The following is a 20,922-nucleotide window of genomic DNA, read 5'->3' as shown; positions in this document are numbered from 1 at the left end:
TCCTTAATCTAATTCATCGTCGAGATCGCTTGGTCCACCTGCAGCAACAGCGTTTCCGCCACCACCATTACCATTATCATGGTATTTAGGGTGTAATTGAATGAAGATAATTGCTAAAAAGGCACCAATAACACCAAGAGCAATTAAGTTGAAGTCTGTAAATGCCGCGACAACGAATCCAAAGAAGAAGAATGGCATTAAGTAGCCAGCTTGCATCATGTTAATAACCATTGCATAACCAACAACAACGATCATCCCACCAGCAACAGCAAGACCACCTGTTACGACATCAGGAATTGAGTCTAATAAGTTTTTAATTGTATCAGTACCCACTGAGTAGGCAACGATAACAGCTGGAATAGCAATACGCATTGCTTGTAAAATAAGAGCGGTTAAATGAAGTCTTGAAATCGCATTTAAATCACCACGGTCAGCAGCTTTATCGGCCGCATGTTGGAAACCAACTGTGATAGTACGAACTAAGATTGTTAATACTTGACCAGCTGCAGCTAAAGGAATAGCAAGTGCGATACCTGCACCAATACTTTGGCCACCACCAATAACTAAAATTGTTGAAATAATTGAAGCAAGTGCTGTATCGGGTGCAACAGCAGCACCGATGTTCATCCAGCCTAACGCAATTAATTGTAATGAAGCACCGATCATAACACCTTGTGAGATGTCACCAAGCACTAAACCGATTAACGTACAGGCAATTAACGGTTGATGTGTTTGGAACTCATCAAGGATAGAACCCATACCTGCAACACAAGCTACGATAAAGACTAGGATAATTTGTAGAGTACCTATTTCCATGAGAATCTTCCTCCTTTTCCTTCTATTAAATTAGTTTATTTTACTTTGGCAAGTAAGGTCATCATGCTAACTTTACTGTCAGCAGCAACTTTACGAGCTTCAAGTTCAATACCTTTGTCATTTAAAGCATTGAATGCTTTAATGTCTGTTTCATCGACAGAAATGGCATTTGTTACCATTTGCTTACCTTCATGGTAGGCCATACCCCCAATGTTGACTGATGTGATATCGATACCATCTTCAATCACACGTAAAACGTCTGTAGGGTTTGTGAATAAGAACATTACTTTGTCAGTTGCGTATTTTGCGTTGTTGTAAACACGTGAAGCTTTAGCAACATCAACCACATGGGCTTTAACACCAGGTGGTGCAACTTGTGTCAATAACGTTTTACGAACCGTATCAGCTGCAACCTCATCAGACACAACGATGATACGGTTTACACCTGTTTCTTTTGTCCAGACAGTGGCAACTTGACCGTGAATTAAACGGTCGTCAATACGAGCTAATTTAATAATCATTTATAATTCCTCCTCATTTTCTTCTTCATTTGCTGCTGCAGCTAAGCCAGCTTTTAATGATTTGATACCAAAGGCACCGGCAGTTAGAGCGGTCTCAACTAGCTCAGGTAACGATTGGGCTGAGCGCATTGATAATGTTTCAAGTAACATCGGAATGTTGACACCAGTCACGACATCAGCATTTTCATGTTCAATGACGATACGACTAGCGGCGTTGAACGGGCTACCGCCAAACAAGTCGACCAGAAAAAGTAAGCCATCACTCGTATCGAGTGTGTTTGCTTCATCTTTTAATTTGTCTACTAACGTATCGGCGTTTTCGCCCGGCATGAAATCGATGACGCCAACATTCGTTTGTTCACCAATAATCATTTCAGTTGATTTGAGTAGTTGTTCGGCACTCGCACCGTGTGTTCCGATTACAATTGCAACTGTCATAGTAGTTCACCTCTTTTTTTTAATAGTTAATTGTCTACACTTATACTAATGCAAGTTCCGTGCCAACTTTCATGAGTGTGTGAAACCGTTATCATATCAAGGGTTTAAAAAAAGAAAGACACTAAAATGAAAAAACAAGACACAAATACGTTATCGAAAACGGCAGTGTCTTGTTGTGTGTTTAGACTAAAGTGATTGGATAGTAAGTGTATCGGCAATCATATCCATGATGTAATACAGTTCATCATCGGATAAGTTAATTTTCAAACTGTTGTAAAAATGTTGGGCGATGGTATGGTAGTCGCCACGCTTGCTTAATTGTTGTGGACTTGCTGTCGCATAATAAGCAAGGGTTTCTTTCACAACGGCTCGTTCAAGTGCGCAACCGACATGCACAATCAGATTTATTTTTTGACCGTTAGTTAACTGAATGTTTTCGAACTGCTCAATATCGTTGACGAAAGCGAGTAGCAACGGCAGTACTTTTGTCGGATTCAAATACGTTAAAAACTCGTTGAGACTTTCTTCACTCATTTGTAGCACCATCGACGGCTTATTGATGTGTTCCAGTACTAGTGGCGTTGCTGTTGGAATGTAATGGTTTAATAGCGCTTCACCCTCACTATCAAAGAGCTGTTCGAGTGGGATAAAAGGTACGCCAACATTGGGGTTGGCGATACCAATCGATAATAAAATATGGTATTGATCGAGTTCTGTTTGGCGTTGGGCAACCTCGTGTAGCGGCATTGCGATAATACTAATATCGCTACGACCCATATTTTTCAAAAGGGTGCCCACAAAGGTTTGGAGTTTCAATGCCGTTCCTTCTCCGGTTGTACAAACGCTCAGAATCGCAAGTGGTTTATCTGCAGGTGAATCAGGTATCGCGACTGTTGTCGTTGGTTTCTCAAGATAATTTTCATAACCTCTAAAGTCTTTTAAGGAGCGGTAAATTGTCTCTAAATCCATTTCCATAATCGTTGCTTTACGAACCGCCTCAAGTACAGTCGGGGTTGACACCATATCAATTGTTTTGACAGGGATGCCAGTTTCCTCAGTGAGGATATCGCCAAAGCCGGTTAAGGAGCCCATATCAACCATTAGGAGCACCCCTTTGCCATTATCGATTTCACGCACAACCCGTCGCATATCATCTAAGACTTTTTTAGGGCTGAGGTCAAGGGGCATGTCGATGCTTTCGATGTTGTTTTCGCCTAATAGTTTTTTGACTACATTAACCATGCTACTGGCTGAGCTGCTGCCGTGCATCGCTACTAAAATAGCAACCCGCTGCGACTTATTATCTTTTAATAGTGAATTAATTAAAAGGGTTAAGTACATCGTTTCCATCATTGGAACTGACACACTAAAGTGTGTCTTAATCATCTGATTAATTTGAATCGATAATTCATATTCGGTTGCCATTTCTTGCACGACATTTTCGATGTTGGCGTAGCGAACGATTTTATGTTCTTTATTACGTTTTAAGAACGCCGTTAAATGAAGACCAAAGGCGAGGATGAAACGTTCATCGAGTTTACGGTGTAAATGCTGCTCAATCATTGATTTTATATTTTCGGTGAAATTTAAGATGTCTTCATTAATAACCTTTAACATTTTTTCACGGGATTGGGTATTGTTCTGGAACTTTGAATAAAATGAGTTGAGATGGATGTCGATATCAATCCCAATGAAGCGGTTAATTTCTTCATCTTTAATGCCTTGGTCGACCATGAAACCAACCTTGTCTTCGATAATGCTATAAAGATTAAAGTCTGGCTCATAGGCGTCGTCTTTAATAAGCGACTTTGTATTATCATCGGGATAAACGATGACATCGCTCTTAAGATGATCAGACAGTTCTTGCATTTCGGCACGATTGCCACTGAGATGGAAGAAACCATTCTTCACTTCAGCAGGGAGATCCTTAAAATTAATTTTTAAGGTGTCATCTTTTAAGGAATGCAAGAAGGCATTGGCACAGACGAGTTGGATGTTGGATTTTAGTTGACCAACATTGCCGTAGGTTGTGTTACCAATTAACGCTTTCGTTGCTTCGGTATCAATCTCAATTGGTTTTTTTATTCGATGCGCTTCGGTCGTTAAGAGAAAACGTAATAAATCAATTTTATCCTTGGCTGCTCGTTCTTCAAAGGTCGGGATGTTAATAATAATTGGAATCCGTCGTACGAACGTTTTTAATAAGGAAGATTCAGGATTTTCGGTCGTTGCACAAATGATGAGAACGTCGGCATGATGTTGACGTTCGGTCTCGCCAAGTTTGGCATAATTACCATTATCCATTAAGTAGAAAATCATCTCTTGACCTTCGGGTGGTAAACGATGCACCTCATCGAGAAATAAAATACCTTGATGAGCTTTTTCAACAAGTCCTTGTTTATCGGTATCTGCACCAGTGAAAGCGCCTTTAACGTGTCCGAACAAATGGGACATTAGCAATTGTGGATTTGTATAATAATCGGCACAGTTGAACACAACGAAGGGTGAATCAGCTGCGTATTTGCCGATGTGATGGGCATAATTAAACATCATATTAGCGAATAAGGTTTTACCCACACCGGTGGGTCCAACGATTAATGTGTCTAAGCCATTAGGTGGATAAAGAATCGCTGCTTTGGCTTGTTCAACTTGATTGCGTAAGCTTGTTGTGGCACCGATTAAATCGGAAAAAGGTGTCTTTTCGTATTCAGCTGTCGTAGTTGGTTGTGCAGCCAAAAACACTTCCAAAGAGTCGAAAAAGAAAGTCGTGACAGCTGTTCCGAGTAATTGTTCGGCAGCTGCGAGACTTAAATAACCAACAGGGCGGCCATTAATTTTAACTAATTTTTGTTCGCGAAATAATTGATTGAGGTCAGCGCTTACATTATTGCGTTGGATATTAACTGCTTCGGCTATTTGTAAGGCTGTGATACCTCCAGTCGCTAATAAAGTGTCTAAATCGATGTGAGTCGATAAGGTTTCAAGTTGTGCTAATACGCGTTCATTTCTTTTCAAATAGCTTCACCCCTTACAATCAGATTGTTATGATACTTGTATTTTAACACGAAAAAAGCTATTCTGATATTGTAAGTGTCTTATACTTTGAGGAGGAACATGCATGAAAGAACCGATTTTTTTAGAAGGCGAATTACATGAAAAAATTTGGGGTGGCCATAAGTTACATGAATTGTTTGGTTATGGTGAAACAACCAAAAACATCGGTGAAAATTGGGGGATTAGTGCCCACAAAAATGGCGATGCCAAGGTATTGAATCCGATGTTTACTGGTGAAACACTTGCGGGTTTGTGGGAAAAGCGCCGTGACTTATTTGCAGATTCTACTCAAGCTGAATTTCCTTTACTGACAAAGATTTTAGATGCAAGTAGTGATTTATCAGTACAAGTGCATCCGGATGATGCCTATGGTCAAGCTCATGCAGGTGAACAAGGTAAGACAGAGTGTTGGTATGTCATCGCAGCTGAACCGGGTGCCAAAATTGTTTATGGGCATAAGGCGAAAACAAAAGCGCAATTTGAAACATTGGCTTTAAATGGTGAGTGGGATCGTTTACTGCGTTCCGTTGAAGTTAAGGCGGGCGATTTTTATTACGTACCAAGTGGTACGGTACATGCGATTGGTGCGGGGATTGTTATTTTAGAAACGCAGCAAAGCAGTGATACGACTTATCGTTTGTATGATTATGATCGTGTTGATGCAACAACCGGACAAAAGCGTCCATTGCAGATTACGGAATCACTCGATGTGACGACTGTGCCTCATCATGTCGTAGCGCCACATCAAACAAAGGTTATTTCGGAAACAATCAGCATGATTACCTTAGTTGAGAGTGATTACTTTAACGTTTATAAATGGGTGGTGCGAGGCACGGCAACAATGTCAGCCTTTGGTCCGTATACGTTGGCAAGTGTGATCAGTGGCACGGGTCATATTCGGATTGACAACCGTTCATTTGATCTTAAAGCAGGTGACCACTTTATTATTCCAGCGACCGTTAAAAAGTGGGAGCTGAAGGGTAAAATGGAATTGATTGCCTCAACACCAGGTCCAAAAAATAGCTAATTGTAACGAAGCACCCCCTCCAAGGGCTGCTTGAGACTGAAGATAAACGCTGTTTTAGGTCGTTACGACTTGCTCGCTCGGGATTACATACCATCAGTATGCGCACCGTCACTCGCTCGTCGTGCCTAGAACGAAAGTGTGAAGTCAACCGGTTGGAAGCATACAGCTTGGAAGAGAAATGAAGGCGACTATTTACCGTCGCTGCCATTTTTCTGAAAGGTGATAGCTTCTGGTTGATTGAACTAGAGGACATAAAAGCCTTGCTATTCAGTCTTATCAGCTCGTAAACAAAGTCACTGTATAGAATTCGAAAGAAAATAAAGTCTCTTTAGACTTTCAGACTGAAGCAGTCCCTCGAGGGGCTGCTTTTTTTGTAAGTTGACAGAAAAACAACTTGACGAAAACGTTTTCAATGGGTATATTATAAACGAAAACATTTTCGAATGGAGGAATAATTATGAAAACATTTTTCGAAAAAGCACAACAGTTTGGAAAATCATTTATGTTGCCGATAGCTATTTTGCCAGCGGCAGGGTTGTTATTAGGGATTGGTGGGGCATTATCGAATCCCAATACAATCGCGGCATATCCAGTGTTAGATATTGCGTGGTTACAAGCTATTTTTACGATTATGAGTGCGGCAGGTAATATTGTTTTTGCTAATTTACCTGTTATTTTTGCAGTCGGAGTAACAGTGGGACTCGCTAAATCAGATAAGGGAACGGCGGCGTTAGCTTCTTTACTTGGTTACCTCGTGATGAATGCAACCATTAATGCGTTGTTAATTTTATCGGATAAACTCGTAGTTGATGGTCTAGCAGCAGTTGGGCAAGGGATGACTTTAGGTATTCAAACGCTAGAATCAGGCGTCTTTGGTGGTTTAGTCATTGGTATTATTACGGCCTTATTACATAATCGCTTCAATAAAATTGAATTGCCACAGGTCATTGGCTTTTTTGGAGGTTCACGCTTTGTACCGATTGTGACTGCTTTTACCGCGATTTTTGTTGGCGTAGTGATGTACTTTGTTTGGCCCATCTTCCAATCGGGAATATTTAAAGTGGGCGATATTGTCAATGCCACAGGGGCTATTGGTACCTTTTTCTTCGGATTTATATTACGCTTATTAGGGCCATTTGGACTGCATCATATTTTCTATCTGCCATTTTGGCAAACAGCATTAGGTGGTAGTTTAGAAGTTGGCGGTCAGTTAGTGCAAGGAACACAAAACATTTTCTTTGCCCAATTGGCTGATCCAACAGTGACACAGTTTTATGAAGGCACATCACGTTTCATGTCAGGTCGTTTTATTACGATGATGTTCGGATTGATTGGGGCGGCATTAGCGATTTATCGCTGTGCGAAACCAGAGAATAAAAAAATTGTTGGTGGGTTAATGTTATCAGCAGCAATCACTTCTTTTTTAACAGGAATTACAGAGCCGTTAGAATTTTCATTCTTGTTTGTGGCGCCGGCCTTATATGTGGTTCATGCCTTCTTTGATGGGCTGGCTTTTATGATGGCTGATTTATTCAACATTACGATTGGTCAAACATTCTCTGGTGGTTTTATCGACTTTATACTGTTCGGTGTGTTACAAGGCGAAGCTAAAACGAACTGGCTATATGTTATTTTCATCGGCATTGTCTGGTTTTGTCTCTACTACTTTACCTTCATGTTCCTCATTAAAAAATTCAACTTCAAGACGCCTGGGCGTGAAGCTAAGTTAGTGAAGGCAGCTAAAGTTGAAGGGTCTAATCGTGCATTAGCCATTATTGCGGGCTTAGGGGGATTAGATAACCTCGATACCGTTGATTGTTGTGCCACACGTTTACGTGTCACTGTCCGAGATGAAAGATTGGTTGATGATGAGCAGTTGAAAACAACTGGTAGCAATGGGATTGTGAAAAACGGTCGTGGTATTCAAGTAATCTATGGACCACAAGTGACTGTTGTTAAAAATGAAATTGAAGAATTGATGGAGGCGGAATAAAATGAATATGTTAGAACGTGTAAAAAAAGGTTTAATTGTATCGTGTCAGGCATTACCTGATGAACCACTTCATAGTGCATATATTATGGGGAGACTGGCTGTCGCAGCTGAATTAGGTGGGGCTGTGGGTATTCGTGCGAACTCACAGGTAGATATTATTGAAATTAAAAAAAATACTAATTTGCCTGTTATTGGCATTGTTAAACGGGATTACCCAGATTCGCAGGTGTTTATTACAGCGACGATGTCTGAAATTGATGAACTGATGGTGACTGGCTGTGAGATGATTGCCTTAGATGCGACTGATCGTCTTCGACCGAATGGTGAAACATTAGCACAATTGATGACGAACATAAAAGCGAAATACCCTGATGTGTTATTGATGGCAGATACGGCAACAATCGCAGAGGCAATCACAGCCGAAAAATTAGGGTTTGACTGTGTTTCAACGACATTAATGGGTTACACTGAACAGTCGTCTGGTGATAATATCGAAGATGATGACTTTAGTCGTCTAAAAGAAATTTTGGCAACCTTATCAGTGCCGATTATTGCAGAAGGTCATGTGGATACACCAGCGAAAGCGAAACGTTGTAAAGAATTGGGCGTTCATGCGATCGTAGTCGGTAGTGCGATTACACGTCCTAAATTGATAACGGAAACATTTGTAGCAGAGATGAACGAAGTACAGTAGGTTAAATAAACACCGCTACCTAATGGTAGCGGTGTTTTTATTTCTTTAAAGTAGCTAACGTCAGGTCACGATTCGCTTTGAAGGTCTTATCTTCTAATAAACGATAATAGATGACATCGAAGATAAAGTGAATCGATAGTTGGCTATTGATAAAACGCTCATCGGCAATGGGAACAATGCTTGATGTAAAGAGGACGCCGTCACAACTGTTAGTGAGTGCGGTATAATCTTTAATCGTTAAGGCGAAAATAGTCGCTTGATTCGCTTTAGCAAACTCGGAGGCACGGATGATGGCTTCTGTTGTACCTGAATTTGAAATGACGACTAAGAGGTCGTTTTTTGTGAGAAGACTGGCGCGCATGACCATTTGATGAGGATCAGTTTCAGCATCGATACTAATACCCATCCGACTTAAATGATTTTTAAACTCAATTGCGCTTAAACCTGAACTGCCAATGCCACACACGAGAATACGTTGGGCGGATTTGATATGATTAATGAATTCAATCAAGGCTTTTGATTCAAGGAGGGCAGCTGATGATTGCAAGATTTGGTTGTAGTACGAGACAATTTGGTTGGAACCTAAGATAGCGGTATCAACGGCAGTTTCTTGTAATAACATTGTTTTTAGTTCAGCAAAGCTACGGTATTCTAACTTATGACAAAATCGCGAAATTGCTGCATTCGAGGTACCAATCTCCTGAGATAACGTGCTGATTGAAGCGGTCGTGACAGACGTGGTATTGTGAAGAAAATAATCAGCTATCTTTTGTTCGTTATTAGATAAGACACGAGAATTGCGGGCAATTCGATTAGCTAAGGTCATTGTGTTCATCGAGGATCTCCTTTCAGCGTGACACTAGATAGCTTTAGTATAGCGTAAACATGGAAGTCCTGCTATAAAAGATAAACGCTGTTCTAGGTCGTTACGACTTGTTCGCTCGGGATTACGTACCATCAGTACGCGTTCCGTCACTCGCTCATCGTGCCTACTAGTACGAAAGTAATTTAAAGCCGTTCTAAACTGCAATGTTTGGAGAAAATAACGTCTCGACTATTTCCCGTCACTACTTTTCCATGAAATATCATAGAAGTTAGCTGATTAAACGCGAGGATATAACAACGTTTCTTTTCAGTCAAGTTATCTTGTAGCCAAAGTCACTTGAACTAATGTTCAAAGTAAACGCAATTTAATTCGACTTTCTCTACAATCTGAAGCGCTAAGCAATCGTTTTGCTTAGCGCTTTTTATCTCGTATTATTTTTAATAAAACAATGTTTACTTCTTTAGGCGGCGGGCAATGAGGCTACCGGCTGATTGCAGAAGTTGAACGATAATAATTAAGAGAATTAAGGTGACATACATCATTCCTGGCTGGAAGCGGAGGTAACCGAATTGATACGCTAAGTCGCCAAGTCCACCAGCACCAACAAAACCGGCCATTGCTGTTGCACCAATTAAACCAATCGTAGCAATGGTTAAGCCTAGAATAATGGCTGAACGTGATTCACGCACCATCACGAACCAGATGATTTTCCAAGTCGCGATACCCATTGATTGATAGGCCTCAACAACCCCTTTATCAACCTCTAATAAGGCTGATTCAATTAAACGGGCGATATAGGGAGCACAGTACACAACTAACGGTACGATTACCCCTTGTACTCCAATAGTTGTGCCGGCAACTAACTTTGTGAACGGAATCAAAAAGAAGAGCAGAATGATAAAGGGAATCGAGCGAATAATATTAATAATCGCATTGGCAATCGTGTAAGTGATTTTATTTTCAGCGTGTCCACCTTTACGTGTAAGTACTAATAAAATCGCCAGTGGCACGCCTAAAATCACCGAGATAACGAGTGAGATAGCAGTCATTTGTAAAGTTGCAATCAACCCTTCGAGAATCGTGGGGCCCCATTCAGAGAAAAAATTAGACATTAAGGACACCTTCTTTCGTAACGATAATGGCTTGGCTTTCTAAATAGGTAATTGTGTTAGTAATGTCAGCTGTGCGACCTTCTAAGTGGACAATCAAATTCCCAATCGCTTCGTTTTTAAATTGATCGATGCCACCAGCGATAATATTTGGGACGACATTAAAATGTTTACTAACATAAGCTAAAGCCGGTTGACTTGCTGCATCACCGACGAAGGTACATTGGATTAAGACACCTGTTTGATCAAACGCGCCGACGATTTTTTCAGGGATTTTATACTTCGCTGAATTTTTCAAGAAACTTTTTGTAACAGTTGAGCGTGGTTGTGTAAACACTTCGACGACTGTTCCTTGTTCGACAATTTCACCGTTTTCCATCACAGCTACTCGATCACATAGGCGTTGAATCACACTCAGTTCATGTGTAATTAAAAAGATAGTGAGGCCGAGTTTTTCATTAATTTCGAGCAGTAACGCTAAAATTGATTCGGTTGTATTTGGATCAAGTGCACTGGTTGCCTCATCACTAAGTAAAATTTCAGGTTCGTGAGAGAGCGCACGGGCAATCGCCACCCGCTGTTTTTGTCCGCCCGATAGTTGTGCTGGGTAAGCGGTAGCTCGATCGCTAAGACCGACAATGCCTAAATATTTTTCAACGCGCTCAGCGATGACTTCTTTTGATAGACCTGTTAATTTTAACGGAATCGCAATGTTGTCATAAACAGTGGCCGTTGTTAAGAGATTGTAGCCTTGAAAGATCATTCCGATTTTTTGGCGTGCTTGACGTAAGGCGATTTTATCTAAGACTTGTAAATTAACACCGTCAATGAAAACTTGCCCTGTAGTGGGTGTTTCTAGCAGGTTAATACAGCGGATGAGCGTGCTCTTGCCGGCACCGCTGTAGCCAATTACCCCATATATTTCACCAGCATTAACTTGGACGGAGACGTCTTTTAAAGCTGTAATCACTTTTTTATCGACAGTATAGTCTTTTGAAATGTTTTTAAGTTCAATCATGCTCTCGTCCCCCTATATCATTACCATGTTGTAACAACTGATCCTTTGAATTGTTTAGCGATATACGCTTTAACTTCGTCAGAGTGGTAGTATTTTTTTAACTTTTTAACAATCGCATCATCTTTATTTTCGATACGAACAGCAAAATAGTTAGGGTAAGGGTTATCAGTTAAAGGCTCATGATAAATTGCATCGTCTTTAATGTTTAAGCCAGTGCCCATGGCAAAATTTGTGTTGATCGCAGCCGCTTTTACTTCACCTAAGTGTTTTGATACTTGAGCAGAATCAAGTTCAACGATTTCTAAGTTTAATTTGTTTTCAACAATGTCTTTTTTAGTCGTATTTTCACCAGCTTTATCTGACAGCTTGATAAGTCCTGCTTCTTCAAATAATTGAAGGGCACGTAATTCGTTGGCAGGGTCATTAGGAACGGCAATTTTATCGCCTTCCTTAATATCGTCAATGCTCTTGATTGAGTCAGAATAAATCCCAAGCGGGAAGGCAACTGTTGCAAACACTTCGGTGATTTTAAAGTCTTTTGACTTGATTTGATTTTTTAAGAACGGTAACGTCTGGAAGCTGTTGGCGTCAAGTTCGCCTTGATCTAAAGTTGTATTTGGTGTGTTGTAATCACTAAACACTTTTAACTTGATGGTAACGCCATCCTTTTTAGCAACTTTGGCAACTTCTTTCATGATTTGTTCGTGGGGGCCGCCGGTAACACCGACTGTGACTTCTTTATCATCGAGTGCTTTGCTACCGCCACCGCAGGCTGCCAATGTGAGTAAAACTGCTAAAATAACGAGTGAACCGAGTGTCTTTGTCAATTTTTTCATAAAATAATTCCTCCTGTTTGTCTGTGTATTGGTAAAAAAAGGTAATAAAAAAGACTTCTCAAAAAGAGAAGTCGGGTAAACGCTACTTCTCTTATCTGCCAAAATCAGTCACCTGATTTTGTTGGAATTAGCACCTCATCAATTGATATTGATAGGTTGCCGGGTTTCATAGGGCCAGTCCCTCCACCACTCTGGATAAGAAATCTTATTTAATTGTAAGGCCTACTACTGTAGGTGATAACTAAAAGTATAGCGACAAAAAAACAATATGTCAATCTCTTTTGAATATTCTGTCAATATATTTCAGAAAAATAAAACAGACTGTCGTTCGTATCTTTTGAGAAGCGTTGCTAAAGATGGTAAAATAAAGTCAGATAGAAAATTATAAGGGGGAAAATTTTGAAGAAAATTATTAGTATTTTAACAGCAGTGGTTATTTTAATGACACCAGTAGGCTCTCAGATGATTAATCTTGTCACTCCAGACAGTTATCAAGCGTCTGCCGTCAAAACAGTGAGTGCCAAAATGCGAGGTGGCGGTTATCGTTCAACCAACCGTTCATATAACACCAATAGCAACAAGGTGAAAACAAACTCAACAAAAACAGCAGCAAACAAAGCAGCAACAAATAAAGCAGTTACGGCCAATAAAGCGAAGGCTAAAAGTCGTTTCGGTGGTTTCTTAGGCGGAATGATGTTAGGTGGACTTGCCGGAATGTTATTCGGAGGCTTATTAGCTAACATGGGCGGGTTTGGTAACATCATCGGGATGATCATTAATATTTTAGCGATTTTAGTAATTCTTCGTCTTGTGATCATGCTCGTTTCGCGCATGCGTCAAAATAAAAAAGCTCAAGCAACATCTGCAGGTGCTTATACAGATGCTCGTCACATGAACCGTGATGAGGAAGTCCAAACCAATTATCAAAATGCAATGGGTGGTGCGTCAGCAACGACTGATGATAGCGATATTGTGTTAAACGAAGATAATATTTCTAATGCGGTTATCGATTTCTTTTCATACGAGAAACAAATTAACATGTATGAAATGCAAGTATCTTTGACCTATGACGAAAACAAAGGTTTTGGCGCAGAGGTGTTAAACACTTCGGGTAGCATCATTCAATCACTCGATCACTTCTCATTAATTCAAGCGATTCGCTACTGGGCTGAAAAAGAAACCGATTTAGACCCTAATATGGGTATTAAATTAAATTTCAATGAAAACACAGGTATTACGGCAGTTATTAGTTAAACTGTAGCGAAATAATAAGCTGAGGCACTCTAACAAATGGTTGGAGTGCCTTTTTAATGTCATCCATCTTTGAATTTAGTTTTGACAGTGCTAAAATGAAGATATTGAGTAGTGAACGGAGGCGAACGCATGGAACAAACGAAGAAGGTCTACCTAGAGTTAATGTTAGCGATGTTACGTACAGGTATTTTAGGTTTTGGTGGTGGTCCGTCGGTGATGCCCTTGTTTCAACATGAGGCAGTTAAAAAGTATCACTGGATGAACGAAGCTGACTTTGATAATACGTTAGCAATAGCGAATGTGTTGCCGGGTCCAATCGCGACAAAAATGGCAGCTCATCTGGGCTATGAACGAAAAGGTTGGCTCGGAGCTATTTGGTCGGTATTCTGGCATATATTACCAAGTACAATCGCGATGGCTGCCTTTATATCGATGGCAAATGTTCTTAGTCATTCAACAATCGTGCAAGGCATCATTGCGGCTGTAACGCCAGTTGTGTTTATGATGCTTTTATTAATGGGGTATCGTTTTGCGAAGAAGGCTTATGAAGGCCTAGGCTTTATTTTAACATTGATTGCCTGTGTTTTAGCAGCAGTCTTACTGTACTATATTCATCCAGCCCTCGTTATTTTTATCTTTATTATCTATGGCACACAACATTATCGTGTCGCTAAAGGGGGTGCTAAGTAATGCTGTTATTGTGGGAACTATTTAAGTCGTTTTTTCTGGCGAATATTTTTGGTTACGGCGGTGGACCAGCTTCGATTCCACTAGTTTATCACGAAGTTATTGATAAGCATCAATGGATGAGCGAAACCGATTTTTCGAATGGGATTGCGCTAGCTAATGCTTTACCGGGGCCGATTGCTACGAAAATTGCAGCGTCAGTCGGTTATCCTGTTAGTGGCGTGCTCGGTGTGAGTGTAGCAATTTTAGCAACGATTGTCCCATCCGCGCTCTTAATGATTATCATCTTCAAACAACTGGATAAGTATAAAAAATCAAAGGTGTTGCTCGGAGTAATGCTACTTGTACAACCTGTTGTAGCAGTGCTGATGTGGAAAGTTACCTATACAATGGGAGCAACGGCCGTGAGCCAATTGGGATGGTTGCAATTTGGAGTGTTAGCCGTACTTAGTTATATCGCCTTAGAACGATTGAAGTGGCATCCGGCCCTCGTTATTCTAGTCGCGGCTGTATATGGTGGAGTAATCATCGCATAAAAGTGAAATTAATTTATCTAGCAACGTATAAATTGAGGGGTTCGCTTGAACTATTTTCACAGAAAAAGACGTTTGATGAAACTTTTTCTACAAGATGGAGCTTAACAGTTAGTTGCTGTTAAGCTTTTTTTAGCAATTGTGTAACGATGATACCGACGCAAATACCTAGTGTGTCAATCATCACATCGGTAACTAAAGGTGTCCGATTGGCAGTAAAGGATTGATGCCATTCATCAGATATAGCAAAGAAGATTAGGGTCAACGGGGCCACTGCCCAAATCAGTTGCTTTTTCATATTAAAAGCATGTAAAATTAAGATATAAATCGCTCCCATAATAGCATAAACTGAAAAGTGTGTTGCTTTGCGAAAGAAGAATTCAATGAAATTGTAATACCCACTCTGTTCAACACTAACGATTTTCCCCCCGTAATAAAATTCCACCTTCTGTAAAACCTCTTTGAAGGGCTGAGATGGCAAGACTTTCTCTAAAAATGGAATTAGTGTTTGATTCCCATATGGTTGTGAAGATGAATAAAACACCGAACCACTAACTAGTAAAAGCATGATGACTAGTGTGATTTTTTTAATATTTTTTTCATTCACAGTAAAAGCACTCCTTATCATCAATTTTTAAAATTATGTAACAGCAGGTAGTCAGTAGAGCAGTAACAAACTAATTAGTTAAACTGTCCTGAGGAGGGATGGTATAGACTCTTCATTTTAACATGATTATGGGTGAAATACAGAGAGTTGGTGTATTTCGTAGCTGATTTTAAAAAACAGCGTATACTGCTTTTAGCACATACGATTTTTAAGGAGGCAACTATGAAAAAAATTTATACACTCTTTATCTTAGGAACGTTAATGGAACGAAAGATGCACGGGTATTTATTGAAGCAAGTTCTTAATGAGGTGTTAGGTCCTTTTAAGAAAATAAGTTGGGGTGTACTTTATCCGCTCATACATGAATTGTCCGAAAAAGGTTGGATAGAGGAAGTTAAAACAAAAGATAAAGAAAAAAGCAAAAAAGATTATTGTATAACTGAGCGTGGGCGGGTTGAATTTCATAAATTAATGATTGAACCCATTGATTTTAAACATTTATATATGATGCATTTTAAAGTGAAATTAAGTGCGATTCAGTGGGTGAGCCATTATGATGCCGTTAATATTTATGCTAATTATGTCCAATATTTAACAGTCTTAATTAACTATAAAAAATCAGTTTGGGCGGAAGAATCTGCCGATAATGTACATGTTAAAGGTTTACTGGAGAGCGAAATGAAGGAATTACATTTTAGTCGTAAATGGGCGAAACAAATGATGAAGAAACTATAAATACACATTTTTTTCAAAAGTTTAAGGAGTTAGCATTGTGCTAGCTCCTTCTTTTTATTGACATTAGCAATTGAAGTATCTAACATTAAATGTAACGAGACTACGTTTTGATGAAGGAGCAATTATGAAGCTAGAATTTAAAGCACTTCAAACACAACAACAGCAGTTACGAATGACACAGGAATTGCAACAAGCCATCAAGGTGTTGCAATACAATAAGGAAGAATTGACAGCTTATTTAGAAGATAAGGCATTAGATAATCCTTTTTTAGAAGTAACGATCGATCAAAAAAGTGTGTTAGATAAAGATCGTTATCAAGATAAAGGGGGATATCATTCAGATGAGGATTATATTGCTCAGTTGCCCGATCAATCGTTTGATTTAGCGATGTTTTTAAAAGAACAAGTGATGTTAAGCATGCGGCCAATGAAGTTAAGAGAGATTGTCTTATTATTAATTGGAAACTTAGATGAAAAGGGCTATTTAACGATTACATACGATGAACTAGTTGAGGCATTGCCAATGACTGCGATTGAGTTTGAAAATGCGTTAACTTTATTGCATCAATTAGACCCGGCTGGTATCGGAGCACGTACGCTGTGTGAATGTATTTGTCTGCAAATTGATCGTGATGTACGGGCACCTAAACAAGCCTATCGAGTAATCAGTGACTACTTTGACTTGTTCACAACCAAAAAATGGCAAGAGCTTGCAATGGCGACAAACCTGTCAATCACAGCGATTGTTGAGATATCAGAGTATGTTAAAACGTTAACACCGTTTCCTGGTAGACGCTATAACAAAGAAGTCAATGTGTATATTTCACCTGATGTACGTGTCACAAAGAGTGAGGGACAACTACAGATTGTCCCGATTAAGGCAGGAATTCCACAAGTTGCCTTTAATGACACTTATTTTAAGTCTGTTTCCCATCACACGGAAGCGGAGGTGACGACCTATTTAAAACATAAAAAAGCTGATTTCAAATGGTTACAGCAGGTGCTGGCGAAACGAGAAAGTACTATTGTGACGGTGACACAGGCAATTGTAGAAAAACAGCAAGCGTTTTTTTATGAGGAGCACCATCCGTTAATACCGCTAACTTTTGCAGAGATTGCAAAATTAATGAAGGTACACGAATCAACCATTAGTCGAACGGTAAACCATAAGTATTTGGAAACGAGTTTTGGTGTGTTTGAGTTACGCTCTTTTTTCACGACTGGTATTTCAGCAAACACGGTGTCGAATAAAACGGTACAATCGATGATTAGCAGTATCATCGCAGAAGAAGATAAGCGTAAGCCGCTATCTGATCAAAAAATTACCGATCAACTGAAAAAACAAGGGATTACAATTTCACGACGAACAGTCGCAAAGTACCGTCTCCAGTTGAATATCGGAGGGACAATACAGCGTAAACAGTATTAATCAACTTTAGCAATCAGAGGGAAAAAAGTGGAACTGCTTTATCGTAATAGAGTATGCTATAATCAATTTATTGTTTTTAACGAGCAAAATAACTAATCAATGGAGGAAAGCTGTGAGAGAAAATGAACTAAAACCGACACTTGGCATTTGGTCTGCCTTGGCATTAATTATTGGTACAATCATTGGTTCAGGTGTGTTTTTTAAACCGGCGTCAGTGCTTTCAGAAGTAGGAAATACAAATATGGCTTTAGCAGCCTGGGCAGCCGGTGGAATTTTAACGATTGCTGCGGGTCTTACGATTGCTGAAATCGGAACACAGTTACCTTATACAGGTGGTTTATACATTTATATGAGCCATATTTATGGTAAGATTTGGGGCTTTCTTTCAGGATGGATGCAAATTGTCATTTATGGTCCTGCGATTATCGCTTCATTGAGTCTTTACTTAGCTGTTTTGTTTGTTGAATTTTTTGGTGTAGGTGATGAGTGGCGTGTACCAATCGCTATTTTTGCTTCTTTATGTGTGATGGCTTTGAATATGATCAACACAAACTATGGTGCAAAAGCACAAATTATTACAACCGTCTGTAAGTTGGTTCCAATTGTAGCGATTGTCATCTTTGGACTATTAAAAGGGGATGAAGCGGCTCTTGGGCAGGTGTTATCACACGCAACTTCGACGACAGCTGGTAGCTTTGGTGTAGCGATTTTAGCGACACTTTATGCATACGATGGTTGGATTTTATTATCGAACATGGCAGGTGAGTTGAAAAACCCACAGAAATTATTGCCACGGGCAATGACGATTGGATTATTTGTCGTGATGGGGTGTTACATGCTCATCAACCTTGCGATTTATAAAATGCTACCCGCAGATACGATTGTTGCACAAGGTGAGAAAGCGGCACCCTTTGTTGCAATCTTACTCTTTGGTGATATTGGTGGGAAGTTATTAAATATTGCTATTATTATTTCAATATTAGGCTGTTTAAACGGTAAGATTATGACCTTTCCACGGATTGTTTATGCGATGGCAAAAGAAAAAGATCTGCCGTTTGCAAAACAGTTAGCGTATGTTAATCCAAAATCGAACACACCAATAATGGCGATTGCGACTGTGATGGTAATTTCAATTATTATGATGCTCTTTTTCGATGCGGATTATTTATCAGTCATCTGTATTTTTGTTATTTATATCTTTTATGTGTTTGCCTTTATCGGTGTCTTTATTCTACGACGTCGGAATAAGAATGGCCCTCAACGCAGCTATCGTGTACCGTTGTATCCAATCACGCCGATTGTAGCAATTTTAGGTTCAGTTTACATTATTTGGAGCCAAATGGTCGCTGATCCAAAAGGAGTTATCATTTCAATCGCGATTGTTTTAGTCGGGATTCCGGTGTATTTATTAATTCATCGTAAAAAGGCGTAAAAAAAACTGTAAGTTGCAATCGCAACTTACAGTTTTTTTGTCTTTATTTTAAATACATATAACGTAATGCCAATAAGGTATAAGGGTGTAATTTGTAATCTCGTAAGTTTGGATTTTGGAGTGTGGCGACCGAATTGACATAAAGTGGTGCAACGGCAGCAGTGTCCTCAATCACAACTTTTTCAGCAGCAACCATCGTATCCCAGCGTGCTGTTTCATCATCATAGAGTGTAGTTTCAACTTCATGGATTAACTGGTCGAATGTGTCGTTTTTGTAGCCCATTGATTCACCAGGTTGATCGCTTTTGAATATTTCTAAATAGGTAAGAGGATCTTGGTAGTTAGGTGACCACCCGGTTATTTGCGCTTGGTATTCACCGTTTTGATCGAGCTCTTGTCTGCTTTTAAGTGGCACGCGTTTAATGTTAACGGTGACACCCTCAAGGTTTGTTTCCCATTGTGATTTAATGTACTCCGAGACGATTTTTGAATTGTCACCATCATCTGTTAATAATTCAATGGTGAAGGTAGAGCTGCCGGTTGTTTTTTTTGCAGCTGCTAAATGAGTCTGTGCTTTCTGCGTATCAAAATGAACAACGGCAGGGGCTTGCTGACGGTAATCTTCTTTTGTTACGGGGTTCTCAACAAAACCAGCCGGTACAAGTCCTTCCGTGGCCGTTGAACCGTTATCAAGCACTTTGTCGACTAAGGTCTTACGATCAATTGCGAGCGATAGAGCAAGTCGAAGATCGGTGTTGTCGAGATGTGTTTTATCTGTTTCGAATTTTTCGTTAAAACGGACGAATTGGGTTGTGTCACCTGGGAACACTTTGAAGTTTGGGTTATCTTTATATTGTTTCGCGAATTCGCTTGAAAGTTCAGCAAAATCTAATTTATCTGTTTCAAATAAGTTGGCCCCAGTATTGGAATCAGGTACGACATCGAAAGTGAAATTCGCTGTTTTAATGGCTTTTTTATTCCAATACGTATTATTTAGCTCATATTTCCATGAGTTAGATGCTTGTTCCCAGTTAGTTAGCTTATAGGGACCATTGAAGAGAATATGTTCAGAGTCTGTTCCGAATTTACTGCCTTCTTTTGTGGCATACTTTTCATTAATCGGATAGAAAATTGTGAATGGTAGTAGGCGAGGAAAGTATGAAACGGGTCGTTCTAATGTAACTTCGAGTGTGTAATCATCGAGTGCTTTTACACCTAATGATTCAGGCTTTGCTTTGCCCTCGAGAATTTTTGTGGCATTTTTCAACAAACCATCAAACATGTAAGTGAGCTGCGAACCTGAATCAGGTTCAATCGCGCTTTTCCAGGAAAATTCAAAATCCTTGGCAGTCACAGCATCGCCATTTGACCAAACGGCGTTTTTACGGAGGGGAATGGTGTAAACCGTGCGTTCTTGATTTAGTTTAGGGAAATCTTCTGCGACAGCCGGTGTTAATTGGCCATCGGCATTATAGGAATAGAGGCCTTCATTGGTTTGGTTTAATTGTTCCATACTCGTACGGTCAGCAATTAAACGAGGATCTAGGGTTGTAATCGGGGATGAGACGGATAGGCGTATCGGTGTATCCTCTTCTTTTGCTGGTTTAACAGCTTTTGTAGTGTCGTTACTACCGCAGGCAGCTAAAAGCGTTAGCATCAAGATAGCGGTCATAATTAGTAGGCGCCGTAAAAAAGGGGTCTTTGTCATTGTGATTCCTCCTAAGATGTTGGATTTAAATTTAGCCTACCTTATAAGAGTATGAATGTAAACGCTTAATTTGAATTGAAAAATCTCCATGATAACGATAAGATATATAATGCTTATCATTGTAATAATGGTTGTCACGTGATGTTTATATTCAAAAGAACATAGTGAATCATCAAAAAACACCTTGACGAGGTCAAGGTGTTAG

At 39.7% G+C, this 20,922-nt stretch carries 19 protein-coding genes and 1 riboswitch; of the genes, 9 read left to right on the top strand and 10 right to left on the bottom strand.

Translation table 11 applies throughout. The features are described 5' to 3' along the window. Positions 1–3 precede the first annotated feature (3 nt). From ACJYYY_RS10500 to ACJYYY_RS10485, 4 genes are all read right to left on the bottom strand, one after another. A complete protein-coding gene (locus ACJYYY_RS10500) occupies positions 4–816 on the bottom strand; it encodes a PTS mannose/fructose/sorbose transporter subunit IIC (protein WP_035313670.1) in 813 nt (270 codons plus the stop codon). Positions 817–851: 35 nt separating this feature from the next. Then, positions 852–1,337, bottom strand: coding sequence for a mannose/fructose/sorbose PTS transporter subunit IIB (locus tag ACJYYY_RS10495; protein ID WP_035313668.1), 486 nt, complete (start codon positions 1,335–1,337; stop codon positions 852–854). Further along, positions 1,338–1,775: a mannose/fructose/sorbose PTS transporter subunit IIA gene (locus ACJYYY_RS10490; protein ID WP_035313665.1), complete on the bottom strand. Its 438-nt coding sequence runs from the start codon at positions 1,773–1,775 to the stop codon at positions 1,338–1,340. It abuts the gene before it with no gap. Between the two features lie 186 nt (positions 1,776–1,961). Continuing rightward, positions 1,962–4,790 (bottom strand): sigma-54-dependent transcriptional regulator, encoded by a 2,829-nt coding sequence (locus tag ACJYYY_RS10485; protein WP_035313663.1) that lies wholly within the window; start codon positions 4,788–4,790, stop codon positions 1,962–1,964. A 103-nt stretch (positions 4,791–4,893) separates the two neighbouring features. On the opposite strand from ACJYYY_RS10485, the gene manA reads away from it, so the two are divergent. The 3 genes from manA to ACJYYY_RS10470 all read left to right on the top strand — a co-directional run bounded on the left by manA (position 4,894) and on the right by ACJYYY_RS10470 (position 8,543). Beyond that, positions 4,894–5,856 (top strand): mannose-6-phosphate isomerase, class I, encoded by a 963-nt coding sequence (manA, locus tag ACJYYY_RS10480; protein ID WP_035313661.1) that lies wholly within the window; start codon positions 4,894–4,896, stop codon positions 5,854–5,856. A gap of 457 nt (positions 5,857–6,313) precedes the next feature. Further along, complete coding sequence (locus ACJYYY_RS10475) at positions 6,314–7,849, top strand: PTS transporter subunit EIIC (RefSeq protein WP_035313657.1); 1,536 nt, start codon at positions 6,314–6,316, stop codon at positions 7,847–7,849. Positions 7,850–7,856: 7 nt separating this feature from the next. Beyond that, on the top strand, positions 7,857–8,543 hold the full coding sequence (locus tag ACJYYY_RS10470) for an N-acetylmannosamine-6-phosphate 2-epimerase (protein WP_156921129.1): 687 nt from the start codon (positions 7,857–7,859) through the stop codon (positions 8,541–8,543). A gap of 37 nt (positions 8,544–8,580) precedes the next feature. On the opposite strand, the gene ACJYYY_RS10465 is transcribed toward ACJYYY_RS10470, so the two are convergent. The 4 genes from ACJYYY_RS10465 to ACJYYY_RS10450 form a co-directional block, all read right to left on the bottom strand. Continuing rightward, the gene (locus ACJYYY_RS10465) at positions 8,581–9,378 is read right to left on the bottom strand and encodes a MurR/RpiR family transcriptional regulator (protein WP_035313654.1); all 798 of its coding nucleotides are present in this window, start codon (positions 9,376–9,378) and stop codon (positions 8,581–8,583) included. A 443-nt stretch (positions 9,379–9,821) separates the two neighbouring features. After that, on the bottom strand, positions 9,822–10,481 hold the full coding sequence (locus ACJYYY_RS10460; protein WP_408868918.1) for a methionine ABC transporter permease: 660 nt from the start codon (positions 10,479–10,481) through the stop codon (positions 9,822–9,824). Beyond that, positions 10,474–11,496, bottom strand: coding sequence for a methionine ABC transporter ATP-binding protein (locus ACJYYY_RS10455; RefSeq protein ID WP_035313650.1), 1,023 nt, complete (start codon positions 11,494–11,496; stop codon positions 10,474–10,476). The genes ACJYYY_RS10460 and ACJYYY_RS10455 overlap by 8 nt, the downstream gene beginning before the upstream one ends. A gap of 20 nt (positions 11,497–11,516) precedes the next feature. After that, a complete protein-coding gene (locus ACJYYY_RS10450; RefSeq protein ID WP_035313648.1) occupies positions 11,517–12,332 on the bottom strand; it encodes a MetQ/NlpA family ABC transporter substrate-binding protein in 816 nt (271 codons plus the stop codon). Between the two features lie 88 nt (positions 12,333–12,420). Beyond that, positions 12,421–12,534: riboswitch (SAM riboswitch) on the bottom strand. Between the two features lie 197 nt (positions 12,535–12,731). Here ACJYYY_RS10450 and ACJYYY_RS10445 point away from each other — a divergent pair. The 3 genes from ACJYYY_RS10445 to ACJYYY_RS10435 all read left to right on the top strand — a co-directional run bounded on the left by ACJYYY_RS10445 (position 12,732) and on the right by ACJYYY_RS10435 (position 14,809). Next, a complete protein-coding gene (locus tag ACJYYY_RS10445) occupies positions 12,732–13,586 on the top strand; it encodes a DUF2653 family protein (protein ID WP_035313646.1) in 855 nt (284 codons plus the stop codon). 129 nt (positions 13,587–13,715) lie between these two features. Next, the gene (locus tag ACJYYY_RS10440; protein WP_035313644.1) at positions 13,716–14,276 is read left to right on the top strand and encodes a chromate transporter; all 561 of its coding nucleotides are present in this window, start codon (positions 13,716–13,718) and stop codon (positions 14,274–14,276) included. Next, the gene (locus ACJYYY_RS10435) at positions 14,276–14,809 is read left to right on the top strand and encodes a chromate transporter (RefSeq protein WP_035313642.1); all 534 of its coding nucleotides are present in this window, start codon (positions 14,276–14,278) and stop codon (positions 14,807–14,809) included. Before ACJYYY_RS10440 ends, ACJYYY_RS10435 begins: the two co-directional genes overlap by 1 nt. 118 nt (positions 14,810–14,927) lie before the next feature. Here the strand turns inward: ACJYYY_RS10435 and ACJYYY_RS10430 are convergent, their stop codons facing one another. After that, entirely contained in the window at positions 14,928–15,413 is a 486-nt protein-coding gene (locus ACJYYY_RS10430; protein WP_408868917.1) for a VanZ family protein, read from the bottom strand. A 222-nt stretch (positions 15,414–15,635) separates the two neighbouring features. Between ACJYYY_RS10430 and ACJYYY_RS10425 the strand changes: the two genes are divergently transcribed. From ACJYYY_RS10425 to ACJYYY_RS10415, 3 genes are all read left to right on the top strand, one after another. Beyond that, positions 15,636–16,148, top strand: coding sequence for a PadR family transcriptional regulator (locus ACJYYY_RS10425; protein ID WP_051456859.1), 513 nt, complete (start codon positions 15,636–15,638; stop codon positions 16,146–16,148). A gap of 124 nt (positions 16,149–16,272) precedes the next feature. Then, positions 16,273–17,577, top strand: a complete 1,305-nt coding sequence (gene rpoN, locus ACJYYY_RS10420; protein WP_035313638.1) for an RNA polymerase factor sigma-54 — start codon at positions 16,273–16,275, stop codon at positions 17,575–17,577. 112 nt (positions 17,578–17,689) lie between these two features. Next, positions 17,690–19,009: an APC family permease gene (locus tag ACJYYY_RS10415; RefSeq protein WP_035313636.1), complete on the top strand. Its 1,320-nt coding sequence runs from the start codon at positions 17,690–17,692 to the stop codon at positions 19,007–19,009. Between the two features lie 43 nt (positions 19,010–19,052). On the opposite strand, the gene ACJYYY_RS10410 is transcribed toward ACJYYY_RS10415, so the two are convergent. Continuing rightward, positions 19,053–20,717 (bottom strand): peptide ABC transporter substrate-binding protein, encoded by a 1,665-nt coding sequence (locus tag ACJYYY_RS10410; RefSeq protein WP_051456858.1) that lies wholly within the window; start codon positions 20,715–20,717, stop codon positions 19,053–19,055. Between the last annotated feature and the right edge of the window lie 205 nt (positions 20,718–20,922).

Source organism: Brochothrix campestris, from assembly GCF_046058945.1.
Lineage (GTDB): Bacteria > Bacillota > Bacilli > Lactobacillales > Listeriaceae > Brochothrix > Brochothrix campestris.
This window is presented reverse-complemented; position numbering and strand designations above follow the sequence as displayed.

Excerpts from the sequence above, each read along its gene's own strand:
- ACJYYY_RS10410 (WP_051456858.1), bottom strand. The coding sequence starts at position 20,717 with ATGACAAAGACCCCTTTTTTACGGCGCCTACTAATTATGACCGCTATC.
- ACJYYY_RS10460 (WP_408868918.1), bottom strand. The coding sequence starts at position 10,481 with ATGTCTAATTTTTTCTCTGAATGGGGCCCCACGATTCTCGAAGGGTTG.
- ACJYYY_RS10455 (WP_035313650.1), bottom strand. The coding sequence starts at position 11,496 with ATGATTGAACTTAAAAACATTTCAAAAGACTATACTGTCGATAAAAAA.
- ACJYYY_RS10435 (WP_035313642.1), top strand. The coding sequence starts at position 14,276 with ATGCTGTTATTGTGGGAACTATTTAAGTCGTTTTTTCTGGCGAATATT.
- ACJYYY_RS10470 (WP_156921129.1), top strand. The coding sequence starts at position 7,857 with ATGTTAGAACGTGTAAAAAAAGGTTTAATTGTATCGTGTCAGGCATTA.
- ACJYYY_RS10450 (WP_035313648.1), bottom strand. The coding sequence starts at position 12,332 with ATGAAAAAATTGACAAAGACACTCGGTTCACTCGTTATTTTAGCAGTT.
- ACJYYY_RS10490 (WP_035313665.1), bottom strand. The coding sequence starts at position 1,775 with ATGACAGTTGCAATTGTAATCGGAACACACGGTGCGAGTGCCGAACAA.
- ACJYYY_RS10440 (WP_035313644.1), top strand. The coding sequence starts at position 13,716 with ATGGAACAAACGAAGAAGGTCTACCTAGAGTTAATGTTAGCGATGTTA.
- ACJYYY_RS10465 (WP_035313654.1), bottom strand. The coding sequence starts at position 9,378 with ATGAACACAATGACCTTAGCTAATCGAATTGCCCGCAATTCTCGTGTC.
- ACJYYY_RS10425 (WP_051456859.1), top strand. The coding sequence starts at position 15,636 with ATGAAAAAAATTTATACACTCTTTATCTTAGGAACGTTAATGGAACGA.
- ACJYYY_RS10500 (WP_035313670.1), bottom strand. The coding sequence starts at position 816 with ATGGAAATAGGTACTCTACAAATTATCCTAGTCTTTATCGTAGCTTGT.
- rpoN (WP_035313638.1), top strand. The coding sequence starts at position 16,273 with ATGAAGCTAGAATTTAAAGCACTTCAAACACAACAACAGCAGTTACGA.
- ACJYYY_RS10495 (WP_035313668.1), bottom strand. The coding sequence starts at position 1,337 with ATGATTATTAAATTAGCTCGTATTGACGACCGTTTAATTCACGGTCAA.
- manA (WP_035313661.1), top strand. The coding sequence starts at position 4,894 with ATGAAAGAACCGATTTTTTTAGAAGGCGAATTACATGAAAAAATTTGG.
- ACJYYY_RS10475 (WP_035313657.1), top strand. The coding sequence starts at position 6,314 with ATGAAAACATTTTTCGAAAAAGCACAACAGTTTGGAAAATCATTTATG.